Source organism: Vibrio sp. Isolate22 (genome assembly GCF_022398115.1).
In the GTDB taxonomy this organism is placed as follows: Bacteria; Pseudomonadota; Gammaproteobacteria; order Enterobacterales; family Vibrionaceae; genus Vibrio.
Window position 1 is genome coordinate 149,107 of record NZ_JAKEUW010000002.1, and the last position, 24,539, is coordinate 173,645.

The following is a 24,539-nucleotide window of genomic DNA, read 5'->3' on the forward strand; positions in this document are numbered from 1 at the left end:
AAAACCGGAAGAGAAGTATAAACAGTTAAGTGAGACTTTCATCACATTTTTTTTAACGCAAACGATCGCGCGGTCAAGGATTAAACAAAACGTATTGTTTGTCGTCGTTTTTGTGCTTCAAAAACTGTAAACAATCTGTATAAGGTTGAATTTGGAATGTTAAGTCCTTAAGCGCATGAGCGTAACCTCTCGGTTAATTCTGTGTGATTATTAGCAGTTTTCTGTGCTCTGCCTCATTTCCCGAGACTTCAAGATTCATCTTAAGTTTAGATGCGTATATACTTTGTATGATCTCACCAAATAATTATCTATAAAATACCAATAGAGCTGATTAGATATAACAGCCATCGAGACTAAGAGAGGAAACACGTGAAGAAAATGGAAGCTCCGCACGATATGAACATTGGAGCTAGATTCAAAACAAATAGACATGGCTATGTGACAGTAGTTGAATATTATAATACCTATACTGTTATTGTCGCGTTTGAAAACACCGGAAATATCCGCGCTATCAGTGCGGCGAAATTACGTATAGGTCAGTTAACCGATCGCTCTGTCGCACCTGAATCAATTATGATTGGAGAAAAGGTTGAATCAGTTAAACACGGAATATTAACCATTACTCAAGTTGAATCTGAAAATATTGTTGTACTGACCAATACAAATAATGAAGAAATTAGAATGTTATTGCCTGCAGTACAAAAAATGAAAGATAAAACTGAAGACGTAGACAATGAAAATGTTGCTTCGCCAAAACCGACCTCGCTTAGCCAGTTGACGAAAAGAAATAAAAAGACCAAAGACGTTAATAGCATGCTCAAGAAAATGCTTACTGACTACGGTCGATACGATTGATTACTCATTTCTAAAATAAATCATCTAAATATTTATACCCTAACGTAAAAATTAATTAGTCCCCTCCTTTCCCAATAAAATACGTTGCATATTCGAGTGAAAAGTTAAATTTGATCAAAGTCTCACTCTGGATCTTTACTGCAAGTTAACGAGATCTCCATCACAATCTCATTTTGGCTTTGTGATGGAGATCTTATTGAACTCTGAATATTTCCATTACTATGCTCTCACACAATAAGAGAACGAAGTTTCTCAACCCCTAAAATCCAATTGAGACAAATATTATGAAAAAGATTCTTGTAGTTTGCGGTAACGGCCTTGGTACTTCTCTAATGATGGAAATGGCAGTGAAAGAAGTTGCTAAAAAAATCGGTTTCGAAGTAGAAGTTGATCACGAAGATCTATCATCTGCAGCATCAAGCAATGCGGATATTTGGGTTGCAGCAACAGATGTTGCCAACCAACTAAAAGATGCTGGTAAAGAGAACATCATCAGCCTTAAAAATATTTTTGACAAAGCATCAATTGAAGAACAACTAAAAACTTTCATGTAAGGTCAAAATTATGCAAAACTTTTTCGAGTTCATGCTCGGCTTATTAAAAGAGCCGGCAATCATGGTAGGTTTAATAGCGTTTATTGGCCTTGTCGCACAAAAATCAGATATTTCTACCATTCTTAAAGGCACAATTAAAACCGTGATGGGTTTCCTCATTTTAGGTTTTGGTGCAGGCGCGCTTGTTGGCGCTCTAAATAACTTCTCAGTGGTATTTACTGAAGCATTCGGCGTAAGTGGTGTTATTCCAAATAACGAAGCAATTGTTGCACTAGCACAAGATGCATTCGGTTATGAAATGGCCCTAATTATGTTTTTCGCATTCGTTGTGAATATTTTATTGGCTCGTATTACTCCTCTAAAATATATTTTCTTAACGGGTCACCACACAATGTTCATGTCTATGCTGGTAGCGGTAATCCTGTCTACAGCGAACATTGAAGGCACTGCTCTAGTTGCAATCGGTTCGATCATTGTGGGTTCACTGATGGTTATCATGCCTGCACTTGCTCAGAAATACACAGAGAAAGTAATGGGTACTGATCAGCTAGCGATGGGGCACTTCTCAACGTTCTCATACTTAGTATCTGGTTACATTGGTAGCAAATTTGGTGACACTTCGAAATCAACAGAAGACATCAACGTACCAAAGAGCTTAATGTTCCTGCGTGATACACCTGTAGCAGTAGCAACAACAATGGCAATCTTCTTCATGTTTGCTTCTATTGTTGCTGGTGGTGACTTTGTTGAAACCGTTTCAAATGGTCAAAACTGGGTAGTGTTCACCTTCATGCAGTCTCTTATATTTGCCGGTGGTGTTTACATCGTACTGCAAGGTGTGAAGATGCTGATCGCTGAAATCGTTCCTGCATTTAAAGGGATCTCTGACAAGTTAGTACCGGGTGCGAAACCTGCTCTAGACTGTCCAATGGTATTCCCTGTAGCGCCAAACGCGGTACTTATCGGTTTCCTTTGTTCTTTCGCTGCTGGCCTACTAGCAATGGCAGTTCAAGGTGCTCTTGGCTGGACAATCATTGTAGCGGGTGTTGTTCCTCACTTCTTCGTAGGTGGTGCAGCAGGCGTTTACGGTAATGCGACAGGCGGTCTACGTGGTGCGGTTCTGGGTTCATTCACGCAAGGCCTATGTATCTCTTTCCTACCAATGCTACTGCTTCCAGTTCTAGGTGGCCTTGGTCTTGAAGCAACAACATTTGCTGACTTCGACTTCGGTGTGGTTGGTCTTATCCTAGGGTGGATTGTTTCATGAGCCTATTCGATTTAATTGGTAACCAAGGCGTTATCATCAACTCTGAAGAAAACCTAACGGTTGATGCTGCAATTGATGTGACCTGCTCAACTCTGCTAGCGAACAACAAAATTGAAGCAAGCTATGTTGAAGCTATCAAACAAAAGCACAAGGACATCGGCGCGTACTATGTTCTAGCTCCAAAGATTGCAATGCCTCATGCTCGTCCTGAAGATGGTGTGAACGAAGCATCATTACAAGTGACGGTATTCAAGAAGGGTGTTGATTTAGAGTCGGAAGACAACGGTGACGTTTACCTTTCAATTACTCTGGCGGCAATGGACTCAGATAGCCATATCCATACCATCATGGCGCTATCAGAGCTGTTCCAAAATGATGATGACATTGATGCCATTATCGCTGCAGAAACAGAGCAAGAGATCATCGAGATCTTGAAGCGATACTAACCTTGCTATATTGCTCCTGAGCGAATAAGCCCCCAAATAAAAAGCGATAGCCTCGGCTATCGCTTTTCTGTCTCTGTTTAGTCAATGTCCGTTGATCATCAAACTCGATTGATTGTACTTACCGTTTATTGAACGCTTGGTTTGATCATCTTAAAATCATAAAGACCGTCGTTGGCAGCTCTCTCCTTGAACAACAGCTCCCCGTTATAAAACGTAAAAGCGAGAAGATCGCGCTCATATTCATAAATATAAGCCACAGAACCATCATTATTGATAATGCGATCGGGCTGCCCCAGTTTCTTCGTCACATCTTCAATGTTCGCTTGTCGATCGACAAGTTGTTCTAAAACTGCTTCATCGTAACCATCTTCATCCATACAACCTGACAAAGCGGCAACCAAAGCTAGCACTATGATTTTCGTTCTCAACATCTTATTCCTTTAATGGTTTTTACAACCATATCAGTAGCCTTGCTCAATCACTGTAAGTCATTGTAAGCGCCATGAATAAAATGAGAAGGGATTGAAACGACTCCAAGATCCTCACGTTTCGTAAATCGGGTAAGCCCACTTATCAGTCGATAGCTCAAAACAATACTGAGCGTGCTTCTTCAAACACTCAAACACTTCACGGTCGAGCTTATGGTTCTCAACATGCTCAGTCAAAATCGCCATCGTCTCTTCCAGTGTCATTCCTTTTCGATACGGACGAGACTGTGTCAATGCTTGGAACACGTCGACAACCGCTACAATTCGACTGGGCTGATCCAGTTCTTCTGCTGTTTTACCCATTGGATAACCAGAACCGTCTAGCCTTTCATGATGATTCGACGCCCACTCACAAATCTGAGGTGAACTGAACAACTCTTGCAGTGCGAACCTAGTATCCGTTGCATGACGCTTAATACAGCAATACTCCTCATCAGTGAGTAGGTCTGGTTTGTGGAGGATATCACTTGGCGTTTGCAGCTTACCGATATCATGCACTAACCCAGCCAAATAAAGCTTACGCTGCGTTGTATATGAGTAACCCAGTTGCTTAGCTAAATACTCTGAAAGCTGCCCCACCTTCAACGAATGCTTAAAGGTAAACGAGCTCTTGGTATCCACCACATTGGCAATAAACTCTGCAAAAGCGACCGTTTCATCCAACGACATCTGTTGAGAAAAGAAAGGCACGGGCTCAAAGTTATCCCTCATGTTTTCAATGTAAGGGATCTCCATCGAGAACCAGAAGTCGTCCAAGTCGACAAGCTCACACATATGTTGCACAAGGTTAGTTTCGAACATCTCGTCCGCTTGCTCAGTCAAACGTTCGATAATGCTCGCTTTTCCATCTGGGGTGAGGTTGCCATAGCGATCGGAAGAGGTGATGCCATAAAGATAGTCAACCCTATCGGCAAGCATGACAATCGCGGCCAGTTCTTTCTCTAATTCACTAATAGGTAACGCTTTAAGCTCCACCCAAGGAGTATGATGATAAAGCACTGGTTTAGAGAATATCGAAAGTACGGGACACTCTTTTAATATTTGATAGCCTTTCTGACAATGGTGGTGGGTGGAATCAGGAACAAAACCTGAGACCAAACTGAGCTGTTCATCAACTTGGGATACACCACAATCGTGAATGAGCCCCAACGAGAACGCAAGCTGTGCTTGTTCCTCTTCCCAGCCCACACTCAGGGCACAGCGGTAAGCGATATAACCGACTCGTTGCCCATGATTTTTGCTTTCAAAACCTACGTTATCAAGCGCCTTAGCTATACCAAATAGAGCCTTTCTAAGGTCTACGGTTACGTCTTGGCAATGTTGATTCATTACTTAAGCCTAGAATTTTTATTGTTCTTATATATTTAGGCTGCCAATACTAATGCATAGTTAATGTTTATATACACAACTAATGTAAGGTTTAATGAGTTTCGTGATAGATCTAACGTATCACGGAAAAATCGTGCTACAAATGGTTGCATATTAAAAAACAGGCGACATTATGTTTTGCCGACTAAAATCCACTCAACTAAACAATCAGAAGAAAAGGAAATGCATGTTTAAAACAGTTATCGATGACGAATTGTCTATTGCTTTGGTTGAAGAAAGTTTCGCCTCTCACTACGCGGAAATCTCACAAAGTCAAAATGAGTATTTAAGTCAGTGGCTTGCATGGCCGCCACATTGTAAAACCGAACAAGATTTTAGGCTCTTCGTTCAGCGCTCATTACACGATTACGCAGAAGGTAAAAGTATGACCTGTGCCATCGTGTACCAAGACAATATCGTTGGTAACTGTAGTTTCAATACCATTGATCATGATATGCAAAAAGTAACGATAGGTTACTGGCTGTCTGAACCATACCAAGGAAGGGGAATTGTAACGCGTGTAGTTAAAAAGCTGATTGATATAGCTTTCAATGAGTTAGATATGGAGAAAGTTGAAATATCTGCCGCCGTTGAGAACCAAAGCAGCCGCAAGGTTTGTGAGCGCTTACAATTCAATTTAGAAGGTACCATTACACGCAGCGAGAACTTAAACGGTCGTATCGTTGACCACGCAATCTATGGTCTTCACCGTTCAAAACAGTAGCCGTTTCCTGTCAAAAAAAGCCACGGTTTGCACTAATCGGTGAACTGACCCCCAATAGTTGGACACCAATTATTGGGGGTCTTTTTATGTCCAAATATAGCCGAGAGCTAAAATGTATCATTGCTAAGCAATACTTAGATGGCACGTCATCTCTCTACTTAGCAAAACAATATTCAATTTCTTCAAGACAGATACGGTATTGGGCTCAAGTCTTTGCCATTCATGGTACTGATTCATTTTTGCCAACTAACCATGCGGCTACTGCTCAGACAAAACGAAAAGCATTGAATTTAATGTGGACGAATGAATGGTCTCTCACGNTTTTATGTCCAAATATAGCCGAGAGCTAAAATGTATCATTGCTAAGCAATACTTAGATGGCACGTCATCTCTCTACTTAGCAAAACAATATTCAATTTCTTCAAGACAGATACGGTATTGGGCTCAAGTCTTTGCCATTCATGGTACTGATTCATTTTTGCCAACTAACCATGCGGCTACTGCTCAGACAAAACGAAAAGCATTGAATTTAATGTGGACGAATGAATGGTCTCTCACGCACACTAGCGCAGTATTAAACCTCTCATCCCCTGGGATACTCTCAGTCTGGCTCAAACGATTTAATGAGCTCGGTATCAAAGGGCTCAAAATGCGCCAGAAAGGAAGACCCTCAATGAAACAGCAACCTCAACGTACAAYTAAGCCTGATGATGAAATGACACTTGAGGAGCTAAAAGAGGAGTTGGTCTACTTGCGAACCGAGAATGCCGTTCTAAAAAAGTTGGAAGAGTTGGAGCAGGAAAAAAACCGTCGAACAAAGAAAAAGCGGTCATAGCTCTAACTCTTAAAAGCAAGTACCCGTTAAAGCACTTACTGCACACTCTACAGCTGGCAAAAAGTGTCTTTTATTATCAGGCTCAAACGCGYAAGCGCCCAAATAGCTACGAACGTGAGCTGCGGTTGATAAAGTCAATTTATCATGAGCATAAGGGGCGATACGGCTACCGCCGTATTCACTTGGAACTAAAAAATCAGGGGTTCATGCTTAATCACAAAACGGTTCAAAGGCTTATGRCTCAGCTCAACCTTAAATCGACGGTCAGGATTAAAAAGTATCGTTCATATCGAGGAGAGTCTGGAACAGCAGCTCCTAACGTGCTTGAAAGAGATTTTAGTGCGACTCAACCSGATGAAAAATGGGTAACTGATGTCACGGAGTTCAAAGTAAAAGAGCAGAAAGTATACTTGTCTCCCGTTGTAGACTTGTTTACTCAGGAAGTGGTTGCTTATAGAGTGGCCAAAAATGCCTGTTTGCCGCTTGTCANAGCAGCTCCTAACGTGCTTGAAAGAGATTTTAGTGCGACTCAACCCGATGAAAAATGGGTAACTGATGTCACGGAGTTCAAAGTAAAAGAGCAGAAAGTATACTTGTCTCCCGTTGTAGACTTGTTTACTCAGGAAGTGGTTGCTTATAGAGTGGCCAAAAATGCCTGTTTGCCGCTTGTCACGGATATGCTGACGGAAGCCATATCAAAGCTTAAACCCAACTCAAAGCCAATTATACATAGCGATCAGGGTTGGCAATATCGTCATCGACAGTATCAAAAAAAGGTAGCGGAGAGTGGGTTAACACAAAGCATGTCGAGAAAAGGTAACTGCTTGGATAATGCGGTTGCTGAAAACTTTTTTGCTTTACTCAAAACAGAGATGTATCACAACCAAAGCTTTGAAGRTGCAGATGCTCTGATAGAGCAAATTAAAGAATACATCGAGTACTACAATACCAAACGTATAAAAGTGAAACTAAAAGGCCTGACTCCGATAGAATATCGAACTCAGGCCTTGAAAGCCGCTTAACAGAAATGTCCAACTTTACGGGGTCACATCAATCAGCGGCTTTTAAAAACATTAGCGAGTGGCTAAAGGAGAATTACTTCTTCTTTTTCACTGCTTTTTTGTTTGGAAGGTCAGTGATTGAACCTTCGAATACTTCCGCAGCTAGACCAACAGACTCGTGTAGAGTTGGGTGAGCGTGGATAGTAAGAGCGATATCTTCTGCGTCACAACCCATTTCGATTGCTAGGCCGATTTCACCAAGAAGTTCACCACCGTTAGTACCAACAACAGCACCACCGATTACGCGATGAGTTTCTTTATCGAAGATCATCTTAGTCATACCGTCTGCACAGTCAGAAGCGATTGCACGACCAGAAGCAGCCCAAGGGAAAGTAGCAACTTCGTAGTTGATGCCTTCAGCTTTCGCTTCTTTCTCAGTCTTACCTACCCAAGCAACTTCTGGCTCAGTGTACGCAATTGATGGGATTACTTTAGGGTCGAAGTAGTGCTTCTTACCAGAGATAACTTCAGCAGCTACGTGACCTTCATGCACACCTTTGTGAGCAAGCATTGGTTGACCAACAACGTCACCGATCGCGTGGATGTGAGGAACGTTTGTACGCATTTGCTTATCAACGTTGATGAAACCACGCTCGTCAACTTCGATACCTGCTTTTTCAGCGTCGATAAGTGCACCGTTTGGAACACGACCGATAGCAACAAGAACTGCATCGTAACGCTCAGCTTCAGCTGGTGCTTTCTTGCCTTCCATTGAAACGTAGATACCGTCTTCTTTCGCTTCAACAGCAGTCACTTTAGTTTCAAGCATTAGCTTGAACTTGTTCTTGATACGCTTAGTGAAAACTTTAACGATGTCTTTATCCGCAGCAGGGATAACTTGGTCGAACATCTCAACTACGTCTACTTTAGAACCTAGAGAGTGGTAAACCGTACCCATTTCAAGACCGATGATACCACCGCCCATGATAAGTAGTTTTTCAGGAACTTCTTTCAGCTCAAGTGCATCCGTAGAATCCCAAATACGTGGGTCTTCATGTGGGATGAATGGCAGTTTAATTGGGCGAGAACCTGCAGCGATGATTGCGTTGTCGAAGTTAACTGTTGTTGCTTCGCCTTCGCCTTCAACTAGGATGCTGTTAGGACCAGTGAACTTACCGAAACCGTTAACAACCGTTACGTTACGCATCTTAGCCATACCGCCAAGACCGCCTGTTAGTTGGTCTACTACTTTTTCTTTCCAGATACGGATCTTGCTGATGTCCGTTTGTGGCTCGCCGAATACAACGCCGTGCTCTGCCATCGCTTTCGCTTCTTCAATTACTTTTGAAACGTGAAGAAGTGCTTTTGATGGAATACAACCAACGTTTAGACATACACCACCAAGAGTGCTGTAACGTTCAACTAGTACTGTTTCTAGACCTAAATCCGCACAACGGAATGCAGCTGAGTAACCAGCAGGACCTGAACCAAGTACAACAACTTGGGCTTTAATTTCTTTGCTCATTGTGACCTCTTGTAGTCATTATCCCTAACAGGCTGAGTAGATGTTCTTAAATTATTGGGCTTTCAAACAGCCAACATTTTACAGAGATGTTAACAGTGTGAAAGTAGCTTTAAGTTAGCCTGTGAGCTAGACAACACTTCCCTTTCGCTTTATGAGAAAAGCGGGAACTGTTCTCTAAAAAATACTTTGTATAAAGAATTAAGGTGACCCGAAAGCCACCTTAATATTTACTTTCTCAATTACAGTACTAGACGACGAATGTCAGATAGTGCGCTGTTTAGGAAAGTAATGAAGCGTGCACCTTCAGCACCATCGATCACACGGTGGTCGTATGATAGAGATAGTGGAAGTTGTAGGCGTGGTTCGAACTCTTTACCGTTCCACACTGGCTTCATTTCAGACTTAGATACACCTAGGATACCTACTTCTGGAGCGTTTACGATTGGCGTAAATGCAGTACCGCCGATACCACCAAGGCTAGAGATTGTGAAACAACCGCCTTGCATGTCAGCTGTAGTTAGCTTACCAGCACGTGCCTTCTTAGACACAACCATTAGCTCTTCAGATAGCTCGTAGATGCCTTTCTTGTTCACGTCTTTGAATACAGGAACAACTAGACCGTTTGGAGTATCTACTGCGATACCTACGTTTACGTACTTCTTAAGAATGATGCTTTCGCCATCTTCAGAAAGAGAAGAGTTAAACGCTGGGAACGCTTCTAGTGCTTTAGCAACAGCTTTCATGATGAACACAAGAGGAGTGATCTTCATGCCAGTGTCTTTCTTAGCTTCGATTGCGTTCTGCTCTTTACGGAATGCTTCTAGCTCAGTGATGTCTGCGTTATCCCACTGTGTAACGTGAGGGATCATTACCCAGTTACGGTGTAGGTTTGCACCAGAGATCTTCTTGATCTTAGAAAGCTTCTGAACTTCAGTTTCGCCGAACTTGCTGAAGTCAACTTTTGGCCATGGTAGTAGACCAAGAGCAGAGCCGTCACCGCCTTTGCCAGATGCTGCAGCACCAGACTCTAGACGCTTAAGTGCATCTTTAACGTAAGACTGAACGTCTTCTTTTAGTACACGGCTCTTACGACCAGTACCTTTAACTTTCGCTAGGTTTACACCGAACTCACGAGCTAGACGACGTACAACTGGAGACGCGTGTGCGTACTCACCGTTTTCTTGGAAGTCGTCTGTTGCTGCAGGAGCTGCTGCCGCTGGAGCTTCAGCTTTAGGTGCAGGTGCCGCCGCTGGAGCTGCTGCTTGTGCAGGTGCTGCAACAGGAGCAGGAGCTGCGCCTTCAACAACGAAAGTCATGATTAGAGAGCCAGTTGACACTTTGTCGCCAGCTGCAATCTTGATCTCTTTTACTGTACCAGCGAATGGTGCAGGAACTTCCATTGAAGCTTTGTCGCCTTCAACAGTAATTAGAGATTGCTCTTCTTCTACTGTATCGCCAACCGCTACCATTACTTCAGTAACTTCTACTTCGTCACCGCCGATGTCTGGAACGTTTACTTCTTTTTCAGCTGATGCTGCTGGAGCCGCTGCAACTGGTGCTGCCACCGCTGGAGCAGGAGCTGCTGCAGGTGCTGAACCAGCAACTTCGAATACCATTACTAGAGAACCAGTAGAAACTGAGTCACCAGAAGCGATCTTGATTTCTTTAACGATACCAGCGAATGGTGCAGGAACTTCCATTGAAGCCTTGTCACCTTCAACAGTTAGAAGAGATTGCTCTTCTTCTACTGAAGCACCGATAGCAACCATGATCTCAGTAACTTCTACTTCGTCGCCACCGATATCTGGAACGTGAACTTCTTTCAGTTCTGCCGCTGCTGCCGCTGCAGGAGCAGCTACTGGAGCTGCCTCTGCTGCTGGAGCAGGTGCAGCTTCAGCTGCACCCTCGGCTTCGAAAATCATGATTAGAGAACCAGTAGAAACTGAATCGCCTTCAGCTACTTTGATTTCTTTAACGATACCTGCTTGAGACGCTGGAACTTCCATAGAAGCTTTGTCGCCTTCAACAGTGATCAGAGACTGTTCTTCTTCAACCTTGTCGCCAACGCTTACAAGAATCTCAGTAACTTCAACCTCATCCGCACCGATGTCAGGTACATTAATTTCGATTGCCATTGCTTATTTACCTTCTAGTTAAGCGCTGTATTAAGCGTATTGTGGGTTTGTTTTTTCAGTGTCGATATCGAATTTAGCAATTGCTTCAACAACTACAGATTTCTCGATATCACCACGTTTAGCCAGTTCAGTTAGAGCTGCAACTACGATGTAGCCAGCGTTAACTTCGAAGTGACGACGTAGGTTTGCACGGCTGTCAGAGCGGCCGAAACCATCAGTACCAAGTACTTTGTAAGACTCGCTTGGCATGTAAGCACGTACTTGCTCAGCGTAGTTCTTCATGTAGTCAGTCACTGCGATTGCAGGTTCTTTACCAAGTACAGTTGTGATGTACGGTACTTTCTCTTCAGCTTCTGGGTGAAGCATGTTGTCACGCTCTACCGCTTGGCCGTCACGAGTTAGTTCATTGAACGATGTTACAGAGAACACGTCAGATGCGATGCCGTACTCTTCGCTTAGAATTACTGCAGCTTTACGCGCTTCGTTCATGATAGTACCAGAGCTCATTAGTTGAACTTTGCCCTTAGCACCTTCGTGAGACTCAAGCTTGTAGATACCCTTACGGATACCTTCTTCAGCGCCTTCTGGCATTGCTGGCATTGCGTAGTTCTCGTTCATTACTGTTAGGTAGTAGTAAACGTTCTCTTGCTCAGGACCGTACATGCGACGGATACCGTCTTGCATGATTACTGCTAGCTCGTAAGCGAATGTTGGGTCGTAAGAGATACAGTTCGGGATAGTGTTCGCTTGGATGTGCGAGTGACCATCTTCGTGCTGTAGACCTTCACCGTTCAGTGTTGTACGACCGGCTGTAGCACCTAGTAGGAAGCCACGAGCTTGTTGGTCACCTGCTAGCCATGCCATGTCGCCAATACGTTGGAAACCGAACATAGAGTAGTAGATGTAGAACGGGATCATTGGTAGGTCGTTCGTGCTGTATGAAGTTGCCGCTGCAACCCATGAAGCCATAGAACCTAGCTCGTTGATACCTTCTTGAAGAACTTGGCCAGATGTAGCTTCTTTGTAGTAAGAAACGATGCCTTTATCTTCAGGTGTGTATTCTTGACCGTGTGGGTTGTAGATACCAACCTGACGGAATAGACCTTCCATACCGAATGTACGAGCTTCATCACAGATGATAGGAACGATGTTCTTACCGATGTTCTTGTCTTTCAGTAGGATGTTTAGCGTACGTACGTAAGCCATAGTCGTTGAAATTTCACGCTTCTGTGCACCTAGTAGAGGAGCAAACTCTTCTAGCTCTGGTACTTTGAATTCTTGAGTGAATTTTGGCAGACGTGCTGGCGTGTAACCTTGTAGAGCTTTACGACGAGCATGTAGGTATTCGTATTCAGCAGAACCTTCTTCCAGTTTCAGGTAAGGAAGCTCAGACACTTTCTCATCAGAAAGGATGTCTTGTAGGCCTAGACGGTCACGTAGGTATTGTACGTGAGTCATGTCCATCTTCTTAACACCGTGTGCGATGTTCTTACCTTCTGCAGCTTCACCCATGCCGTAACCTTTAACTGTCTTAGCTAGGATTACTGTTGGCTTGCCACCTGTCTCTTTTGCATTGTTGAATGCAGCGAACAGTTTAGAAGAATCGTGACCACCACGCTTCAGTTCGAAGATTTGGTCATCAGTCATGTCTGCAACTAGTGCAGCTGTTTCTGGGTACTTACCAAAGAAGTGCTCACGTACGTATGCGCCATCTTTAGATTTGAATGTCTGGTAGTCACCATCGATAGTTTCGTTCATTAGTTGAAGAAGCTTACCAGTAGTGTCTTTAGCTAGTAGAGAATCCCAGTTGCTACCCCAGATAACTTTAACAACGTTCCAACCTGCACCTTTGAATAGGCCTTCAAGTTCTTGGATGATGCTACCGTTACCCATTACAGGGCCGTCTAGACGCTGTAGGTTACAGTTGATTAGGAAACATAGGTTGTCTAGCTTCTCACGCGCAGCGAAAGAGATAGCACCACGTGATTCTGGCTCATCCATCTCACCGTCGCCTAGGAAAGCGTATACACGTTGAGCAGAAGTATCTTTAAGACCACGGCCTTCTAGGTACTTAAGGAAACGAGCTTGGTAGATCGCAGAGATAGGACCTAGACCCATAGATACCGTAGGGAACTGCCAGAATTCAGGCATTAGTTTAGGGTGCGGGTAAGAAGGGATACCTTTACCATCAACTTCTTGACGGAAGTTATCTAGCTGCTCTTCAGTTAGACGACCTTCAACGAATGCACGAGAGTAGATACCAGGAGAGATGTGACCTTGGTAGTAAACTAGATCGCCACCGTCCGTCTCGTTTGGAGCACGGAAGAAGTGGTTGAAACAAACTTCGTAGAACGCTGCTGCTGACTGGTAAGAAGCCATGTGACCACCTAGGTCTAGGTCTTTCTTAGAAGCACGCAATACGATCATGATTGCGTTCCAGCGAATAATCGAACGAATACGACGCTCAAGAGTTACGTCACCAGGGTAAGCTGGCTCTTGCGCTGCTGGAATTGTGTTGATGTAGTTTGTGTTGATACCTGTAGCCATATCAACGCCATCTAAACGCGCTTTATCTAGAACTTGTTCTAGTAAAAACTGTGCACGTTCTACACCTTCTTCACGTACTACTGACTCAAGAGCTTCTAACCAATCTTGAGTTTCCAGAGCATCAACGTCATGCTTCATGTCAGACATGGCGATCTATCCTTTTTGTTAGTTGGATTCTACTAAACACGTAAAAAGCCGAAGTATTACGGCTATTTACCCTGTTGAATTCGACGTAGAGAACGTTCGCGGCGCGATTCTTCCTTCGTCAAATCCAGCAATGTTTCTTCGATGTAAGCTAAATGAGAGTGTGACATTTCACGCGCCTTCTCAGGCTGGCCAGAAACGATCGCATCTACGATATTAGCTCGATGTATACTCACTTTCTCCACAACGTCTTTACGACGATGCAACAGCTTTAAATTTTCCAAGACGTTTTGTTCGAGTAACGGAGCCAAGCTACGAACAATGTGCAATAACACCACATTGTGTGCTGCCTCTGTTAAAGCAATAAGGAAAGCCATCACCGCTGCAGATTCGGCTTCAATATCACCCTTATCTTGCGCGCCGTGAATTTTTTCTTGGCATGCTTGAATACGAGCAAAGTCTTCATCAGTGCCACGCAATGCCGCGAAGTAAGCCGAAATCCCTTCCATCGCATGACGCGATTCCAACAAGTCTAGTTGGGTTTCAGAATGGGATGACAACAAATTAAGCAAAGGATCTGAAAAGCTTTTCCAGATATTTTCGCTAACAAACGTACCTCCACCTTGACGGCGAGTAAGCAAGCGTTTTGCTTCTAAACGTTGTATCGCTTCTCGGATTGAAGGACGAGACACATCGAACTGTTTCGCCAGTTCGCGCTCAGGCGGCAACTGCTGCCCTGGAGCCAGTGTTCCTTCCACAATCAACCTTTCTAACTCTTGTTCGATTACATCGGAGAGTTTTGGCTGACGAATCCTTTGATAAGCCATAGTTTGTTGTTCTTCTTTTTCTTCGCTGACAATTGGTAATACCAATTTTAAGTTGGGCAGAAATTAACATAATTAAAACGCCACTGTCCAGCGTAAAATTGACCTGCATCATAGAACGCAGTGTGAATTAACCACGATTTAACAAATGAAATTTAAAACAGCAACCAAATTGGTCTTACCATTTACAGCGCTAATACTTTTGGGGAGTATTCGTGCTAGAAAGTTTCAGGATAAAAATGAATTGTTTCAGAAAGATTAGCCTAAGTCGGTCAAAAATCGAACCAAGCGCACATTTGGGAGGGAAATTCTGTTCACAAGCTTTAATATCTAGGTGTTTGATAAGCTCGTCACACTCTCGATTTATTGACGCCCGCCCGCCAACCACTTTCTTTACATTGCAACAACAAAAATTCACAAGTGGTTATGCTAAGCGTTGATTAAGCAAGGCTCTGTAATTGGCAGAGCCATGAAGAATATGAGGAATTAGAAGCGCAATTTGCCTTTAAATTTTATCCAATCAAAGACCAAACCAGGGTCAGTTTTGCGTAAAGGTGCTATGTATTGATGGCCAGTGATACGTTCCTTAGTGATCTGAGGAAAGCTTGATACCAGCGTTTCAGTTAGCTCAGTCAAGGCGCGATACTGCTGCTCGGTATAGGCAACAAAGTCGCTACCCTCTAATTCAATGCCAATAGAGTAATCATTACACCTTTCACGACCGGCAAAGCTCGATTGGCCGGCATGCCAAGCCCTATCGAGGAAAGAAACGAACTGCACCACTTCACCATCACGGCGAATCAAGCAGTGAGCCGATACACCCATTTGATGAATCACTTTGAAAAACGGGTGTTCCGCTGGTTCGAGATTACCTGTAAAGAACTGCTCGATATAAGGCCCACCAAATTGCCCCGGTGGTAGGCTAATATTGTGGACCACCAGCAGAGAGATATCATCGACACTAGGTCTTGCATCAAAATACGGGGAAGGAACATGCCGAGCGTTTTCGTACCATCCTTTGGAGCAGATCGTCATCTTGGTCTCGCTTTCTTTTTTTGCTAGCGCGGTAGATTGTGACCTTGCCCATAGAGCAGTCGCGCTAGCCTCTTTAATTTGAAGTTAAGCAAGAGTATCATTCCATTCCCACTCCCTTTCAAGATTAGATTTGCGATGAAAAACACACATAACAGCCACCAACGCCTTGACTACTTAAAAGAGCAACTGCCTCTCGAGATCACTCGTGCAGTCGCAGAAACAATCAAAGAAGACCTTGGCGGTACGTTAGATCCAGCGGCTGATATTACGGCAAGTCTAATCCCAGCTGACGCTATCAACAGCGCAACCATCATCACTCGTGAGCACGGCGTATTCTGTGGTAAAGCATGGGCTGATGAGGTGTTTAAGCAGCTAGGCGGCGAAGTGACTATCGAGTGGAACGTAGAAGATGGCGATAAGGTTGAACCAAACCAAACGCTTTGTACCCTAACCGGTCCAGCGCGCGCACTATTAACTGGTGAGCGTAACGCAATGAACTTCATTCAAACGCTATCTGGCTGTGCGACAGCAACCGCTATCTATGCTGACAAAATCAAACACACTGAGTGCCGTCTGCTAGATACTCGTAAAACCATCCCTGGCCTGCGTAGTGCACTAAAATACGCTGTAGCTTGTGGTGGCGGTTTCAACCACCGTATCGGTGTTTTCGATGCCTACTTAATCAAAGAAAACCACATCATCGCATGTGGCGGCATTGAAAAAGCTATCTCAACAGCAAAAGAGCTTAACCCAGGTAAGCCAGTTGAAGTTGAAACTGAAAGCCTAGAAGAGCTAGAGCAAGCTATCAACGCGGGCGCAGACATCATCATGCTAGACAACTTCACCACTGACATGATGCGTGAAGCAGTGAAGATCAATGCAGGCCGTGCTGCACTAGAAAACTCTGGTAACGTGACACTAGACACCATCGCTGAGTTCGCTGAAACAGGTGTCGACTACATCTCTGTCGGTGCACTAACTAAGCACCTGAAAGCAATGGATCTATCAATGAGATTCAAAGCGTAATTTACTGAATAGTAAATAGTTTCTATAAAGGCACTGTTGATGACAGTGCCTTTTTTATTGCCTTAATTATCAGTATTTCAAACCGTTATTTAAGTCGATCGCATAAATTTGCGCGCTATATGCAACAGCAATTCAATAAATTCAAAACCACTCGCGACCGCACCTGAACACCATTCCACTTCCCTATCTCGACTTCTATTCTCTCTACCATCTTGTGCTTGCACTGAAACAAACTAAAGAATGGAATGAAAAGAATGAATAACAAGAACAAAAGAACAAATCAGAAAGGTTTCACGCTGATTGAATTGATGATTGTGGTGGCGATTATTGGTGTATTGTCTGCGATTGCTGTACCTGCGTATAAAGATTATGTTGCGAAAAGTGAAGTAGCATCAGCTCTAGCAACAATGAAAGCCCTACTGACACCAGCCGAACTAACCTATCAAGAAAGTGGAAAGTTAGCGGCTAATACGGCAGTAGATACCCTAGGCATATCAGCAGGTTCCAACGTACTAGGAACTATTAGTGTCCCTGCCGATAACGATATTAAGTTTTTATTCGGTTCAAAAAGCGCAATCTCAAATGCATACATTACATACTCAAGAACATCGACAGGCTGGACATGTGCAGTAACATCAGGAGGTGTAAGCAATTTACCGACAATTGATAGTTGCTCATAAATGCTAACCAACCTTCCTACAATTCTACGTCAGGCTGATTTACTCAGCCTGACTCAAGAACAAGCCGTGGCGGAACATGTACAAGCTTCAGGAATTTCAACTCCTGAAGCTTTGCTTGTTCTTGATCTCTTCACAGGCGACTCGCTAGCAAACAATATACAAGCCATCTTCGGCCTACCGTTAGTTCAACTAGACAGCACAGATTATGAACCCTTATGCGATCAACTAGGGCTACGTGAACTGATCACTAAATACCGTACTATCCCGATCTCAGTCTCTAACTCGACGCTCACACTTGCTTCAGCGGACCCTACGGACTTACAGGCTGAAGATGATTTTCGCTTTGCAACCGGGTTGCAGATAGAGCTGGCAGTCGCCAATTATTCTGAGCTGGAAGGTGCGATACGTAAGTTGTACGGCCGCTCTATTTCGGGGCAAGACTCTAAGCGTAAAGAGATCACCCAAGATGAGCTAGCTAACCTGGTTGAAGTGTCTGACGACGAGCTCGCGTCGATTGAAGACCTCAGCCAAGACGACTCTCCGGTTAGCCGTTTTATCAACCAGATACTGCTCGATGCGGTACGTAAAGGCGCGTCCGATATCCATTTTGAACCTTACGAAGAGCACTACCGTGTTCGTCTGCGTTGTGACGGTATATTGGTTGAAATCCAGCAACCCGCTTCTCATTTAAGCCGTCGTTTATCCGCACGTTTAAAAATTCTCGCCAAATTAGATATTGCCGAGCGTCGCTTACCTCAAGACGGACGAATAAAACTTCGCCTGAATGATGAGTTAGCGATAGACATGCGCGTCTCCACATTGCCAACCTTGTGGGGCGAGAAGATCGTACTGCGGCTGCTTGATAGCAGCGCGGCTAATCTCGATATCGACAAGCTCGGTTACAGCGACGATCAAAAAGCCCTCTACCTGAATGCACTCAAACGTCCGCAAGGAATGATCTTAATGACAGGCCCTACTGGCAGCGGAAAAACCGTCTCGCTTTATACCGGTCTTCGAGTGTTGAACACCACAGAACGTAATATCTCTACAGCAGAGGACCCGGTAGAGATTAACCTGTGTGGTATCAATCAAGTACAGGTCACGCCAAAGATCGGTTTCGGATTCGCTGAAGCCCTGCGATCGTTTTTACGACAAGATCCCGATGTGGTGATGGTCGGTGAGATTCGAGATTTAGAAACTGCAGAGATCGCTATCAAAGCCTCACAAACCGGTCACTTGGTGCTTTCGACTCTTCATACCAACTCTGCGGCAGAAACGGTGACCCGACTCGCTCACATGGGGATTGAGCCCTTTAATCTAGCCTCATCATTGAGCTTAATCATTGCCCAACGACTAGCAAGACGCTTGTGCAAACAGTGCAAAACCGTTGACGACTCTCCAGACATCTTTCTGCGTCACTCAATCCCAAATAGCAAAACCATTTACAAGGCTAACCCACAAGGGTGTAACGAGTGCAATCAAGGCTACTCAGGGCGTGTCGGTATTTATGAAGTGATGCCATTCACCGACAAACTCAAAAATAGCCTTATCAGCAAACCGAATGCACTGGAGATTGAAGACCTCGCTCGCCGAGAAGGGATGCGCACACTGCAAGAGTCAGGATTGGACAAGCTACTCGAAGGCACCACCAGCTATCAAGAACTGCAACGTGTTCTTTACCTATAGTCCATCGGAGCTTCAATGATCAGTAAACCTAAGCAATCGCAATTAAAAAGTTATCACTGGAAAGGCATCAATAGCTCTGGCAAAAAAGTATCAGGGCAAACCTTAGCGCTTACTGAATTAGAGGTGCGTGAAAAGCTCAAAGATCAGCATATCCAGATAAAGAAAATCAAAAAGAAAAGTATTTCGGCACTGACGCGTTTAACTCATAGAGTTAAATCTAGGGATATAACCGTATTGACCCGCCAGCTAGCCACCATGCTAGGAACCGGAGTCCCAATTGTGCAGGCCATAAAATTGGTCTCAGATAACCATCGCAAAGCTGAAATGAAATCTATTCTGTCACACATCTGTAAGGGTGTTGAAGCTGGTACACCTATCTCCAAAGCGATGCGAACCGCGAGTCGTCACTTTGATGATCTCTATACCGATTTAGTCGCAACGGGTGAACTCTCGGGTAACCTTGCGCAAGTCTTTGAACGCCTAGCGACATATCGTGAGAAGAGTGAACAGCTCAAGTCTAAGGTCATTAAAGCGCTCATCTATCCTGCAATGGTGGTCACTGTCGCACTAACTGTCTCTTATTTAATGCTGACCATGGTGATTCCTGAGTTTGAGTCGATGTTTTCAGGCTTTGGTACCGATCTCCCTTGGTTTACTCAGCAAGTACTGGAGCTTTCGCATTGGATGCAGACATACAGCTTTTATACATTTTTAGGTGCTGGGTTGGCAGCCTTAGTTATCTATCAACTCTGCCAGCGTTCTTACTCGATTCGATTATCTACCAGCCGCTTAGGATTAAGGTTTCCAATTCTAGGCGGTGTCATGGCCAAAGCCTCCATCGCCAAGTTCAGTCGAACACTATCAACCAGTTTCGGTTCTGGTATCCCCATTCTCATGAGTTTAAAAACCACGGCTAAAACTGCAGGCAACCTGCACTATGAATCCGCAATTATCGAAGTACATCGTGAAACCGCTGCGGGCATCCCTATGTATATTGCCATGCGCAATACCAATACGTTCCCCGAGATGATGTTGCAGATGGTGATGATTGGCGAAGAGTCGGGAAACCTTGATGAAATGCTCAACAAAGTCGCCTCAATTTATGAATTTGAAGTAGACAATACCGTCGACAATTTAGGCAAAATATTAGAGCCGCTGATCATTGTGTTTTTGGGATCTGTCGTGGGTGGCCTTGTGGTTGCGATGTACTTACCGATCTTTAATCTTATGAGTGTGTTAGGATAGCCGAAAGCAACTAAACACCCATGAGCAGAAATCTCTACTCACCTTGATTAAGTGGTAAAGGACACTATGGAAGTATTTCACTACTATCCTTGGCTATTCCCCGTATTAGCATTCATTTTTAGTCTTCTGATTGGCAGCTTCCTTAACGTCGTCATACATCGTTTGCCAATTATGATGGAACGTGAATGGCAACAAGAGTGCTCGGAGTATTTCTCCCAATATAAAATTCCCGCGCCAGAAGGAAAATTCAACCTCAGTGTTCCTCGCTCTACGTGCCCTAAATGCAGCACTCAATTAAGAATCATCGACAATATCCCAGTGTTAAGCTGGTTATTCTTGAAGGGCAAGTGTCACAGTTGTGCCACACCGATCAGCATTCGCTACCCTTTGGTTGAACTGCTGACTGCAATACTTTGCACAGTTGTCGCAAGCCACTTTGGTTTCAGTTTTTACGCTATTGCATTGATATTTTTTACCTTTGCACTAATTACCGCCACTTTCATTGACCTCGACACCATGCTATTGCCCGACCAAATTACCTTACCGTTAGTTTGGTCTGGTATCACTTTAGCCTTATTTAATATCAGCCCAGTATCGCTTCAAGACTCCGTAGTAGGCGCCATGGCTGGTTACCTCGCGTTATGGTCAGTGTACTGGCTTTTTAAACTGCTGACAGGCAAAGAAGGCATGGGTTACGGTGACTTCAAGTTACTAGCCGCACTTGGTGCATGGCTTGGTTGGCAGCACCTTCCAATGATCATCCTGTTGTCTTCTCTTGTTGGCCTAGTGTTTGGGTTGATTCAGCTACGTTTGAAACAGCAAGGCATCGATAAAGCCTTCCCATTCGGCCCTTACCTTGCGATTGCTGGCTGGGTGAGTTTGATGTGGGGCAACGACATCATGGGTTGGTATTTCACTTCAGTACTAGGAATGTAACCATGGCAATCATTATCGGATTAAGTGGCGGTATCGCCAGTGGTAAAACGACTGTCGCTAACCTATTCAAGGAACACTTTGGCATTGACATTGTCGACGCCGATATCGTGGCACGTGAAGTGGTCGCTCTGGGTAGTGAAGGGCTAAAGCAGATTACCAAACACTTTGGCGAGGCTATATTACTTGAAGATGGCACGCTCAATCGAGCTAAGCTACGCGAGCTGATCTTCTCAGACCCAGATCAAAAGCAATGGCTCAATGATCTTCTTCATCCCATGATCCTTGACAAAATTGACAGTGACCTGTCTAAAGTCACCTCTCCCTATGGTTTATTAGTCGCACCTCTATTGGTTGAAAACCAGATGCAAGGCATGACGGATCGCGTATTAATTGTTGATGTGCCTACAGAAGTGCAGATTGAACGAACGATGAACCGAGACAATGTTTCTAGGGAACAAGTTGCATCAATTTTGAAATCACAAGCTTCAAGAGAACAACGTTTGGCAGTTGCAGATGACGTGATTAAAAACCATACTAAAAACCAAGAACTTTTGCCGCAAATCACAGATTTACATAAAAAGTATCTGGCAATCAGTACAGTAGATGGGTCAGAATAGAACTATGTTGAATGAAGGCTTGCTCGATGATCACCCACAAATTTGAACATCCTCTAAATGAGAAAACACGCATCTACCTAAGAGTGGAATCGCTCTTGAGGCAGCTACACCTGTCTTCTACATTTTCCGATGCTCAACAGTATCAACTCTTTTTCCGCTCTATCTTTGATCTGATTGAAATCTTCGAACAGATCCAACTCAAGAGCGAACTTGCAAAAGATCTTGAGAAGCAACGTGTAACCTACAAGAGCTGGTTAGACGTTGAAGGTGTCGATCAAGAGATGCTTACGTCACTGCTCAATGACATTGGCAACATCTATCGTGATTTAATGCACGCGGAGCGTTTTGGCCAATCACTTAAGGAAGACCGCTTTCTAAGTGCAATTCGCCAGCGTTTTAATCTGCCAGGCGGTTCGTGCTGCTTTGACTTACCGGCACTGCATTATTGGTTACACCTCCCTCTTGATAAGAGAATGAGGGATGCCAAAGCATGGATGGATAGCCTACAGCCTCTATATGAAGCGCTAACGCTATGGTTAAAGCTAACTCGAGAGACAGGCCACTTCAAAGAGCAAATCGCTCGTGCTGGCTTCTTCCAGAGCGATGCTGAAGAAGCGAATATCCTTCGCCTATCCATTCCGATGCAATACGGTGCCTACCCGATGATCTCAGGGCACAAAAACCGCTTTGCTGTTAAGTTCATGAGTTTTGAAACAGGCCAAGCCTGTACTCAAGATATCGAATTTGAGCTGGCTATCTGCACCTAATTAATTCCCTTTAGCGTTTGGCTTGAGTTGTCACTTGAGCCTAAACTCAGTTTTATTACCCCTCTAATTAAGAATCACTATGTCGAACAAAATCACCATCGTTAAATGCCCACAATGTCAGACTGATGTTGAGTGGGGTGAACAGAGCCCACACCGTCCGTTTTGCAGCAAGCAATGTCAGATGATTGATTTCGGTGAATGGGCAGACGAAGAGAACAGCATCGCTGGCGCACCAGATATGTCTGATAGCGATGGTTGGTCAGAAGACCAGTACTAAGATTCGAGATTCGAGATTCGAGATTCGAGATTCGAGATTCGAGATTCGAGATTCGAGATTCGAGATTCGAGATTCGAGATTCGAGATTCGAGATTCGAGATTCGGAAAAATGATTGAAGGGTTGGCGTTTGCGTCAATCCTTTTTTATTGCCGATTGTTTGGTATTTGCTAAAAGAGATTCCCTACTCCTTCCTTCGTCAGTCTAGGGAATGACGGCCAAAGTAGTCCTAGTATCAGTTCCTCTAGTTTCATTCACTAACTCAGTAACTCAAACCTCCCCATCACCCTCAAGAGTGAGGGACGAACGAGTTGGGGATCTCTTACTTTCAAAGCTCTAAATAGCAGACACAAAAAAGCGGAGCCAAATGGCTCCGCTTTTATCGATAGAATGCAAAAAGAATTACTTCTTAGCAAGCTTCTCTTTAATACGAGCAGACTTACCAGAACGCTCACGTAGGTAGTACAACTTGGCACGACGTACTGCACCACGGCGTTTAACTTCGATGCTATCAACCATTGGAGAGTGAGTTTGGAACGCACGCTCTACACCTTCACCGTTCGAGATCTTACGAACTGTGAATGCAGAGTGAAGACCACGGTTACGAATAGCGATTACTACGCCTTCGAAAGCCTGTAGACGCTCACGGTCACCTTCTTTTACCTTAACCTGAACTACAACAGTGTCACCTGGTGCGAATTTAGGAAGGTCTGATTTTAGTTGCTCTTCTTCAAGAGCCTTAATGATGTTGCTCATTTGTATAAATTCCTAGAATAAACTGATACTAAATTTAATAGGTTACTGCTTGCTTTTCGTTAAGAGCGTTGCTCTTTAATGAATTCAGCCAGTAATTGTTCCTGTTCGTCAGTCAGAGCTAGGTTTTCCAGGAGTTCTGGTCTTCTTAGCCAAGTTCGGCCCAACGATTGTTTTAATCGCCAGCGACGAATGTCCTTATGGTTTCCAGACTTGAGTACCGAAGGCACCTCTTTGTCGTCTAGCACCTCTGGGCGCGTATAGTGAGGGCAATCTAGCAAACCATTTGCAAAAGAATCTTCTTCTGCTGAAGCGAAATCTCCAAGTACACCCGGTACAAACCGAGAGACTGAATCAATCAGTGTCATGGCTGGCAGTTCACCACCCGTCATCACAAAATCTCCAATCGACCATTCTTCGTCGACTTCAGATTGAATGATGCGCTCATCTACCCCTTCGTAGCGACCACAAATAAGAAGTAAATTCTCATTTGTTGCCAGCTCTTCAACACCTTTCTGGTCGAGTTTACGACCTTGAGGTGAAAGGTAGATAACTTTCGTCTTTCCCGGTGATGCTTGTTTGGCAGTTTGGATAGCGTCGCGCAAAGGCTGAACCATCATTAACATGCCAGGACCACCACCGTAAGGTCTGTCATCAACAGTGCGATGTTTATCATGAGTGAAATCGCGAGGGTTCCATGTCTCAATAGATAAAAGACCTTTCTTTACCGCTTGACCCGTTACTCCAAAATCAGTAACTGAACGGAACATTTCAGGAAATAGGCTAATTACGCCAACCCACATGTG

The 24,539-nt window shown here is 44.1% G+C and carries 23 protein-coding genes and 2 pseudogenes; 16 read left to right on the forward strand and 9 right to left on the reverse strand.

The features are described 5' to 3' along the window. The first annotated feature begins 378 nt into the window (after nucleotides 1-378). The 4 genes from L1D55_RS02110 (at nucleotide 379) to L1D55_RS02125 (ending at nucleotide 3,122) form a co-directional block, all read left to right on the forward strand. Entirely contained in the window at nucleotides 379-855 is a 477-nt protein-coding gene (locus tag L1D55_RS02110; RefSeq protein ID WP_215404122.1) for a hypothetical protein, read from the forward strand. Between the two features lie 284 nt (nucleotides 856-1,139). Further along, entirely contained in the window at nucleotides 1,140-1,409 is a 270-nt protein-coding gene (locus tag L1D55_RS02115; RefSeq protein WP_239916376.1) for a PTS sugar transporter subunit IIB, read from the forward strand. Between the two features lie 10 nt (nucleotides 1,410-1,419). Continuing rightward, on the forward strand, nucleotides 1,420-2,676 hold the full coding sequence (locus L1D55_RS02120) for a PTS ascorbate transporter subunit IIC (protein ID WP_239916377.1): 1,257 nt from the start codon (nucleotides 1,420-1,422) through the stop codon (nucleotides 2,674-2,676). After that, complete coding sequence (locus L1D55_RS02125) at nucleotides 2,673-3,122, forward strand: PTS sugar transporter subunit IIA (protein ID WP_239916378.1); 450 nt, start codon at nucleotides 2,673-2,675, stop codon at nucleotides 3,120-3,122. The genes L1D55_RS02120 and L1D55_RS02125 overlap by 4 nt, the downstream gene beginning before the upstream one ends. 125 nt (nucleotides 3,123-3,247) lie before the next feature. On the opposite strand, the gene L1D55_RS02130 is transcribed toward L1D55_RS02125, so the two are convergent. Continuing rightward, nucleotides 3,248-3,553, reverse strand: coding sequence for a hypothetical protein (locus L1D55_RS02130; RefSeq protein ID WP_105023135.1), 306 nt, complete (start codon nucleotides 3,551-3,553; stop codon nucleotides 3,248-3,250). A 111-nt stretch (nucleotides 3,554-3,664) separates the two neighbouring features. Next, nucleotides 3,665-4,939 carry an HD domain-containing phosphohydrolase gene (locus L1D55_RS02135; RefSeq protein ID WP_171368154.1) on the reverse strand — a complete coding sequence of 425 codons (1,275 nt, stop codon included), beginning with the start codon at nucleotides 4,937-4,939 and terminating at the stop codon, nucleotides 3,665-3,667. 226 nt (nucleotides 4,940-5,165) lie between these two features. On the opposite strand from L1D55_RS02135, the gene L1D55_RS02140 reads away from it, so the two are divergent. The 4 genes and pseudogenes from L1D55_RS02140 to L1D55_RS02150 all read left to right on the forward strand — a co-directional run bounded on the left by L1D55_RS02140 (nucleotide 5,166) and on the right by L1D55_RS02150 (nucleotide 7,559). After that, nucleotides 5,166-5,702: a GNAT family protein gene (locus L1D55_RS02140; RefSeq protein ID WP_128163677.1), complete on the forward strand. Its 537-nt coding sequence runs from the start codon at nucleotides 5,166-5,168 to the stop codon at nucleotides 5,700-5,702. A gap of 86 nt (nucleotides 5,703-5,788) precedes the next feature. Continuing rightward, nucleotides 5,789-6,022 (forward strand): annotated as a pseudogene (locus tag L1D55_RS27670) (transposase); the annotation flags it as partial. Between the two features lie 5 nt (nucleotides 6,023-6,027). After that, nucleotides 6,028-6,537 (forward strand): helix-turn-helix domain-containing protein, encoded by a 510-nt coding sequence (locus tag L1D55_RS02145; protein ID WP_239916379.1) that lies wholly within the window; start codon nucleotides 6,028-6,030, stop codon nucleotides 6,535-6,537. After that, a complete protein-coding gene (locus L1D55_RS02150; protein WP_239916439.1) occupies nucleotides 6,534-7,559 on the forward strand; it encodes an IS3 family transposase in 1,026 nt (341 codons plus the stop codon). Before L1D55_RS02145 ends, L1D55_RS02150 begins: the two co-directional genes overlap by 4 nt. 73 nt (nucleotides 7,560-7,632) lie before the next feature. Here L1D55_RS02150 and lpdA read toward each other — a convergent pair whose 3' ends face one another. The 5 genes and pseudogenes from lpdA to ampD all read right to left on the reverse strand — a co-directional run bounded on the left by lpdA (nucleotide 7,633) and on the right by ampD (nucleotide 15,800). After that, nucleotides 7,633-9,063, reverse strand: a complete 1,431-nt coding sequence (gene lpdA, locus L1D55_RS02155; RefSeq protein WP_063524431.1) for a dihydrolipoyl dehydrogenase — start codon at nucleotides 9,061-9,063, stop codon at nucleotides 7,633-7,635. A gap of 239 nt (nucleotides 9,064-9,302) precedes the next feature. Continuing rightward, nucleotides 9,303-11,198 carry a pyruvate dehydrogenase complex dihydrolipoyllysine-residue acetyltransferase gene (gene aceF, locus L1D55_RS02160; RefSeq protein WP_239916380.1) on the reverse strand — a complete coding sequence of 632 codons (1,896 nt, stop codon included), beginning with the start codon at nucleotides 11,196-11,198 and terminating at the stop codon, nucleotides 9,303-9,305. Between the two features lie 30 nt (nucleotides 11,199-11,228). Then, the gene (gene aceE, locus L1D55_RS02165) at nucleotides 11,229-13,892 is read right to left on the reverse strand and encodes a pyruvate dehydrogenase (acetyl-transferring), homodimeric type (RefSeq protein WP_128159451.1); all 2,664 of its coding nucleotides are present in this window, start codon (nucleotides 13,890-13,892) and stop codon (nucleotides 11,229-11,231) included. A gap of 62 nt (nucleotides 13,893-13,954) precedes the next feature. Further along, on the reverse strand, nucleotides 13,955-14,716 hold the full coding sequence (gene pdhR / locus L1D55_RS02170; protein WP_004738167.1) for a pyruvate dehydrogenase complex transcriptional repressor PdhR: 762 nt from the start codon (nucleotides 14,714-14,716) through the stop codon (nucleotides 13,955-13,957). Between the two features lie 483 nt (nucleotides 14,717-15,199). Continuing rightward, nucleotides 15,200-15,800 (reverse strand): annotated as a pseudogene (ampD, locus tag L1D55_RS02175) (1,6-anhydro-N-acetylmuramyl-L-alanine amidase AmpD). Nucleotides 15,801-15,883: 83 nt separating this feature from the next. On the opposite strand from ampD, the gene nadC reads away from it, so the two are divergent. The 8 genes from nadC (at nucleotide 15,884) to yacG (ending at nucleotide 22,982) form a co-directional block, all read left to right on the forward strand. Next, entirely contained in the window at nucleotides 15,884-16,774 is an 891-nt protein-coding gene (gene nadC, locus L1D55_RS02180) for a carboxylating nicotinate-nucleotide diphosphorylase (protein ID WP_004738163.1), read from the forward strand. A 254-nt stretch (nucleotides 16,775-17,028) separates the two neighbouring features. Continuing rightward, nucleotides 17,029-17,454, forward strand: coding sequence for a pilin (locus tag L1D55_RS02185; protein WP_239916381.1), 426 nt, complete (start codon nucleotides 17,029-17,031; stop codon nucleotides 17,452-17,454). Next, nucleotides 17,455-19,140: a type IV-A pilus assembly ATPase PilB gene (gene pilB / locus L1D55_RS02190; RefSeq protein ID WP_239916382.1), complete on the forward strand. Its 1,686-nt coding sequence runs from the start codon at nucleotides 17,455-17,457 to the stop codon at nucleotides 19,138-19,140. It abuts the gene before it with no gap. Nucleotides 19,141-19,155: 15 nt separating this feature from the next. Next, a complete protein-coding gene (locus tag L1D55_RS02195) occupies nucleotides 19,156-20,385 on the forward strand; it encodes a type II secretion system F family protein (RefSeq protein ID WP_239916383.1) in 1,230 nt (409 codons plus the stop codon). A 66-nt stretch (nucleotides 20,386-20,451) separates the two neighbouring features. Further along, complete coding sequence (locus L1D55_RS02200) at nucleotides 20,452-21,321, forward strand: A24 family peptidase (RefSeq protein WP_239916384.1); 870 nt, start codon at nucleotides 20,452-20,454, stop codon at nucleotides 21,319-21,321. 2 nt (nucleotides 21,322-21,323) lie between these two features. Next, a complete protein-coding gene (coaE, locus tag L1D55_RS02205) occupies nucleotides 21,324-21,938 on the forward strand; it encodes a dephospho-CoA kinase (protein WP_239916385.1) in 615 nt (204 codons plus the stop codon). Nucleotides 21,939-21,964: 26 nt separating this feature from the next. Further along, nucleotides 21,965-22,705 carry a cell division protein ZapD gene (gene zapD, locus L1D55_RS02210; protein ID WP_061032469.1) on the forward strand — a complete coding sequence of 247 codons (741 nt, stop codon included), beginning with the start codon at nucleotides 21,965-21,967 and terminating at the stop codon, nucleotides 22,703-22,705. A 79-nt stretch (nucleotides 22,706-22,784) separates the two neighbouring features. Beyond that, nucleotides 22,785-22,982 carry a DNA gyrase inhibitor YacG gene (yacG, locus tag L1D55_RS02215; protein ID WP_004738153.1) on the forward strand — a complete coding sequence of 66 codons (198 nt, stop codon included), beginning with the start codon at nucleotides 22,785-22,787 and terminating at the stop codon, nucleotides 22,980-22,982. Nucleotides 22,983-23,382: 400 nt separating this feature from the next. Here yacG and rplS read toward each other — a convergent pair whose 3' ends face one another. Then, nucleotides 23,383-23,736, reverse strand: a complete 354-nt coding sequence (gene rplS, locus L1D55_RS02220; protein WP_004738151.1) for a 50S ribosomal protein L19 — start codon at nucleotides 23,734-23,736, stop codon at nucleotides 23,383-23,385. 59 nt (nucleotides 23,737-23,795) lie between these two features. After that, nucleotides 23,796-24,536 (reverse strand): tRNA (guanosine(37)-N1)-methyltransferase TrmD, encoded by a 741-nt coding sequence (trmD, locus tag L1D55_RS02225; RefSeq protein ID WP_061032468.1) that lies wholly within the window; start codon nucleotides 24,534-24,536, stop codon nucleotides 23,796-23,798. Nucleotides 24,537-24,539 lie beyond the last annotated feature (3 nt).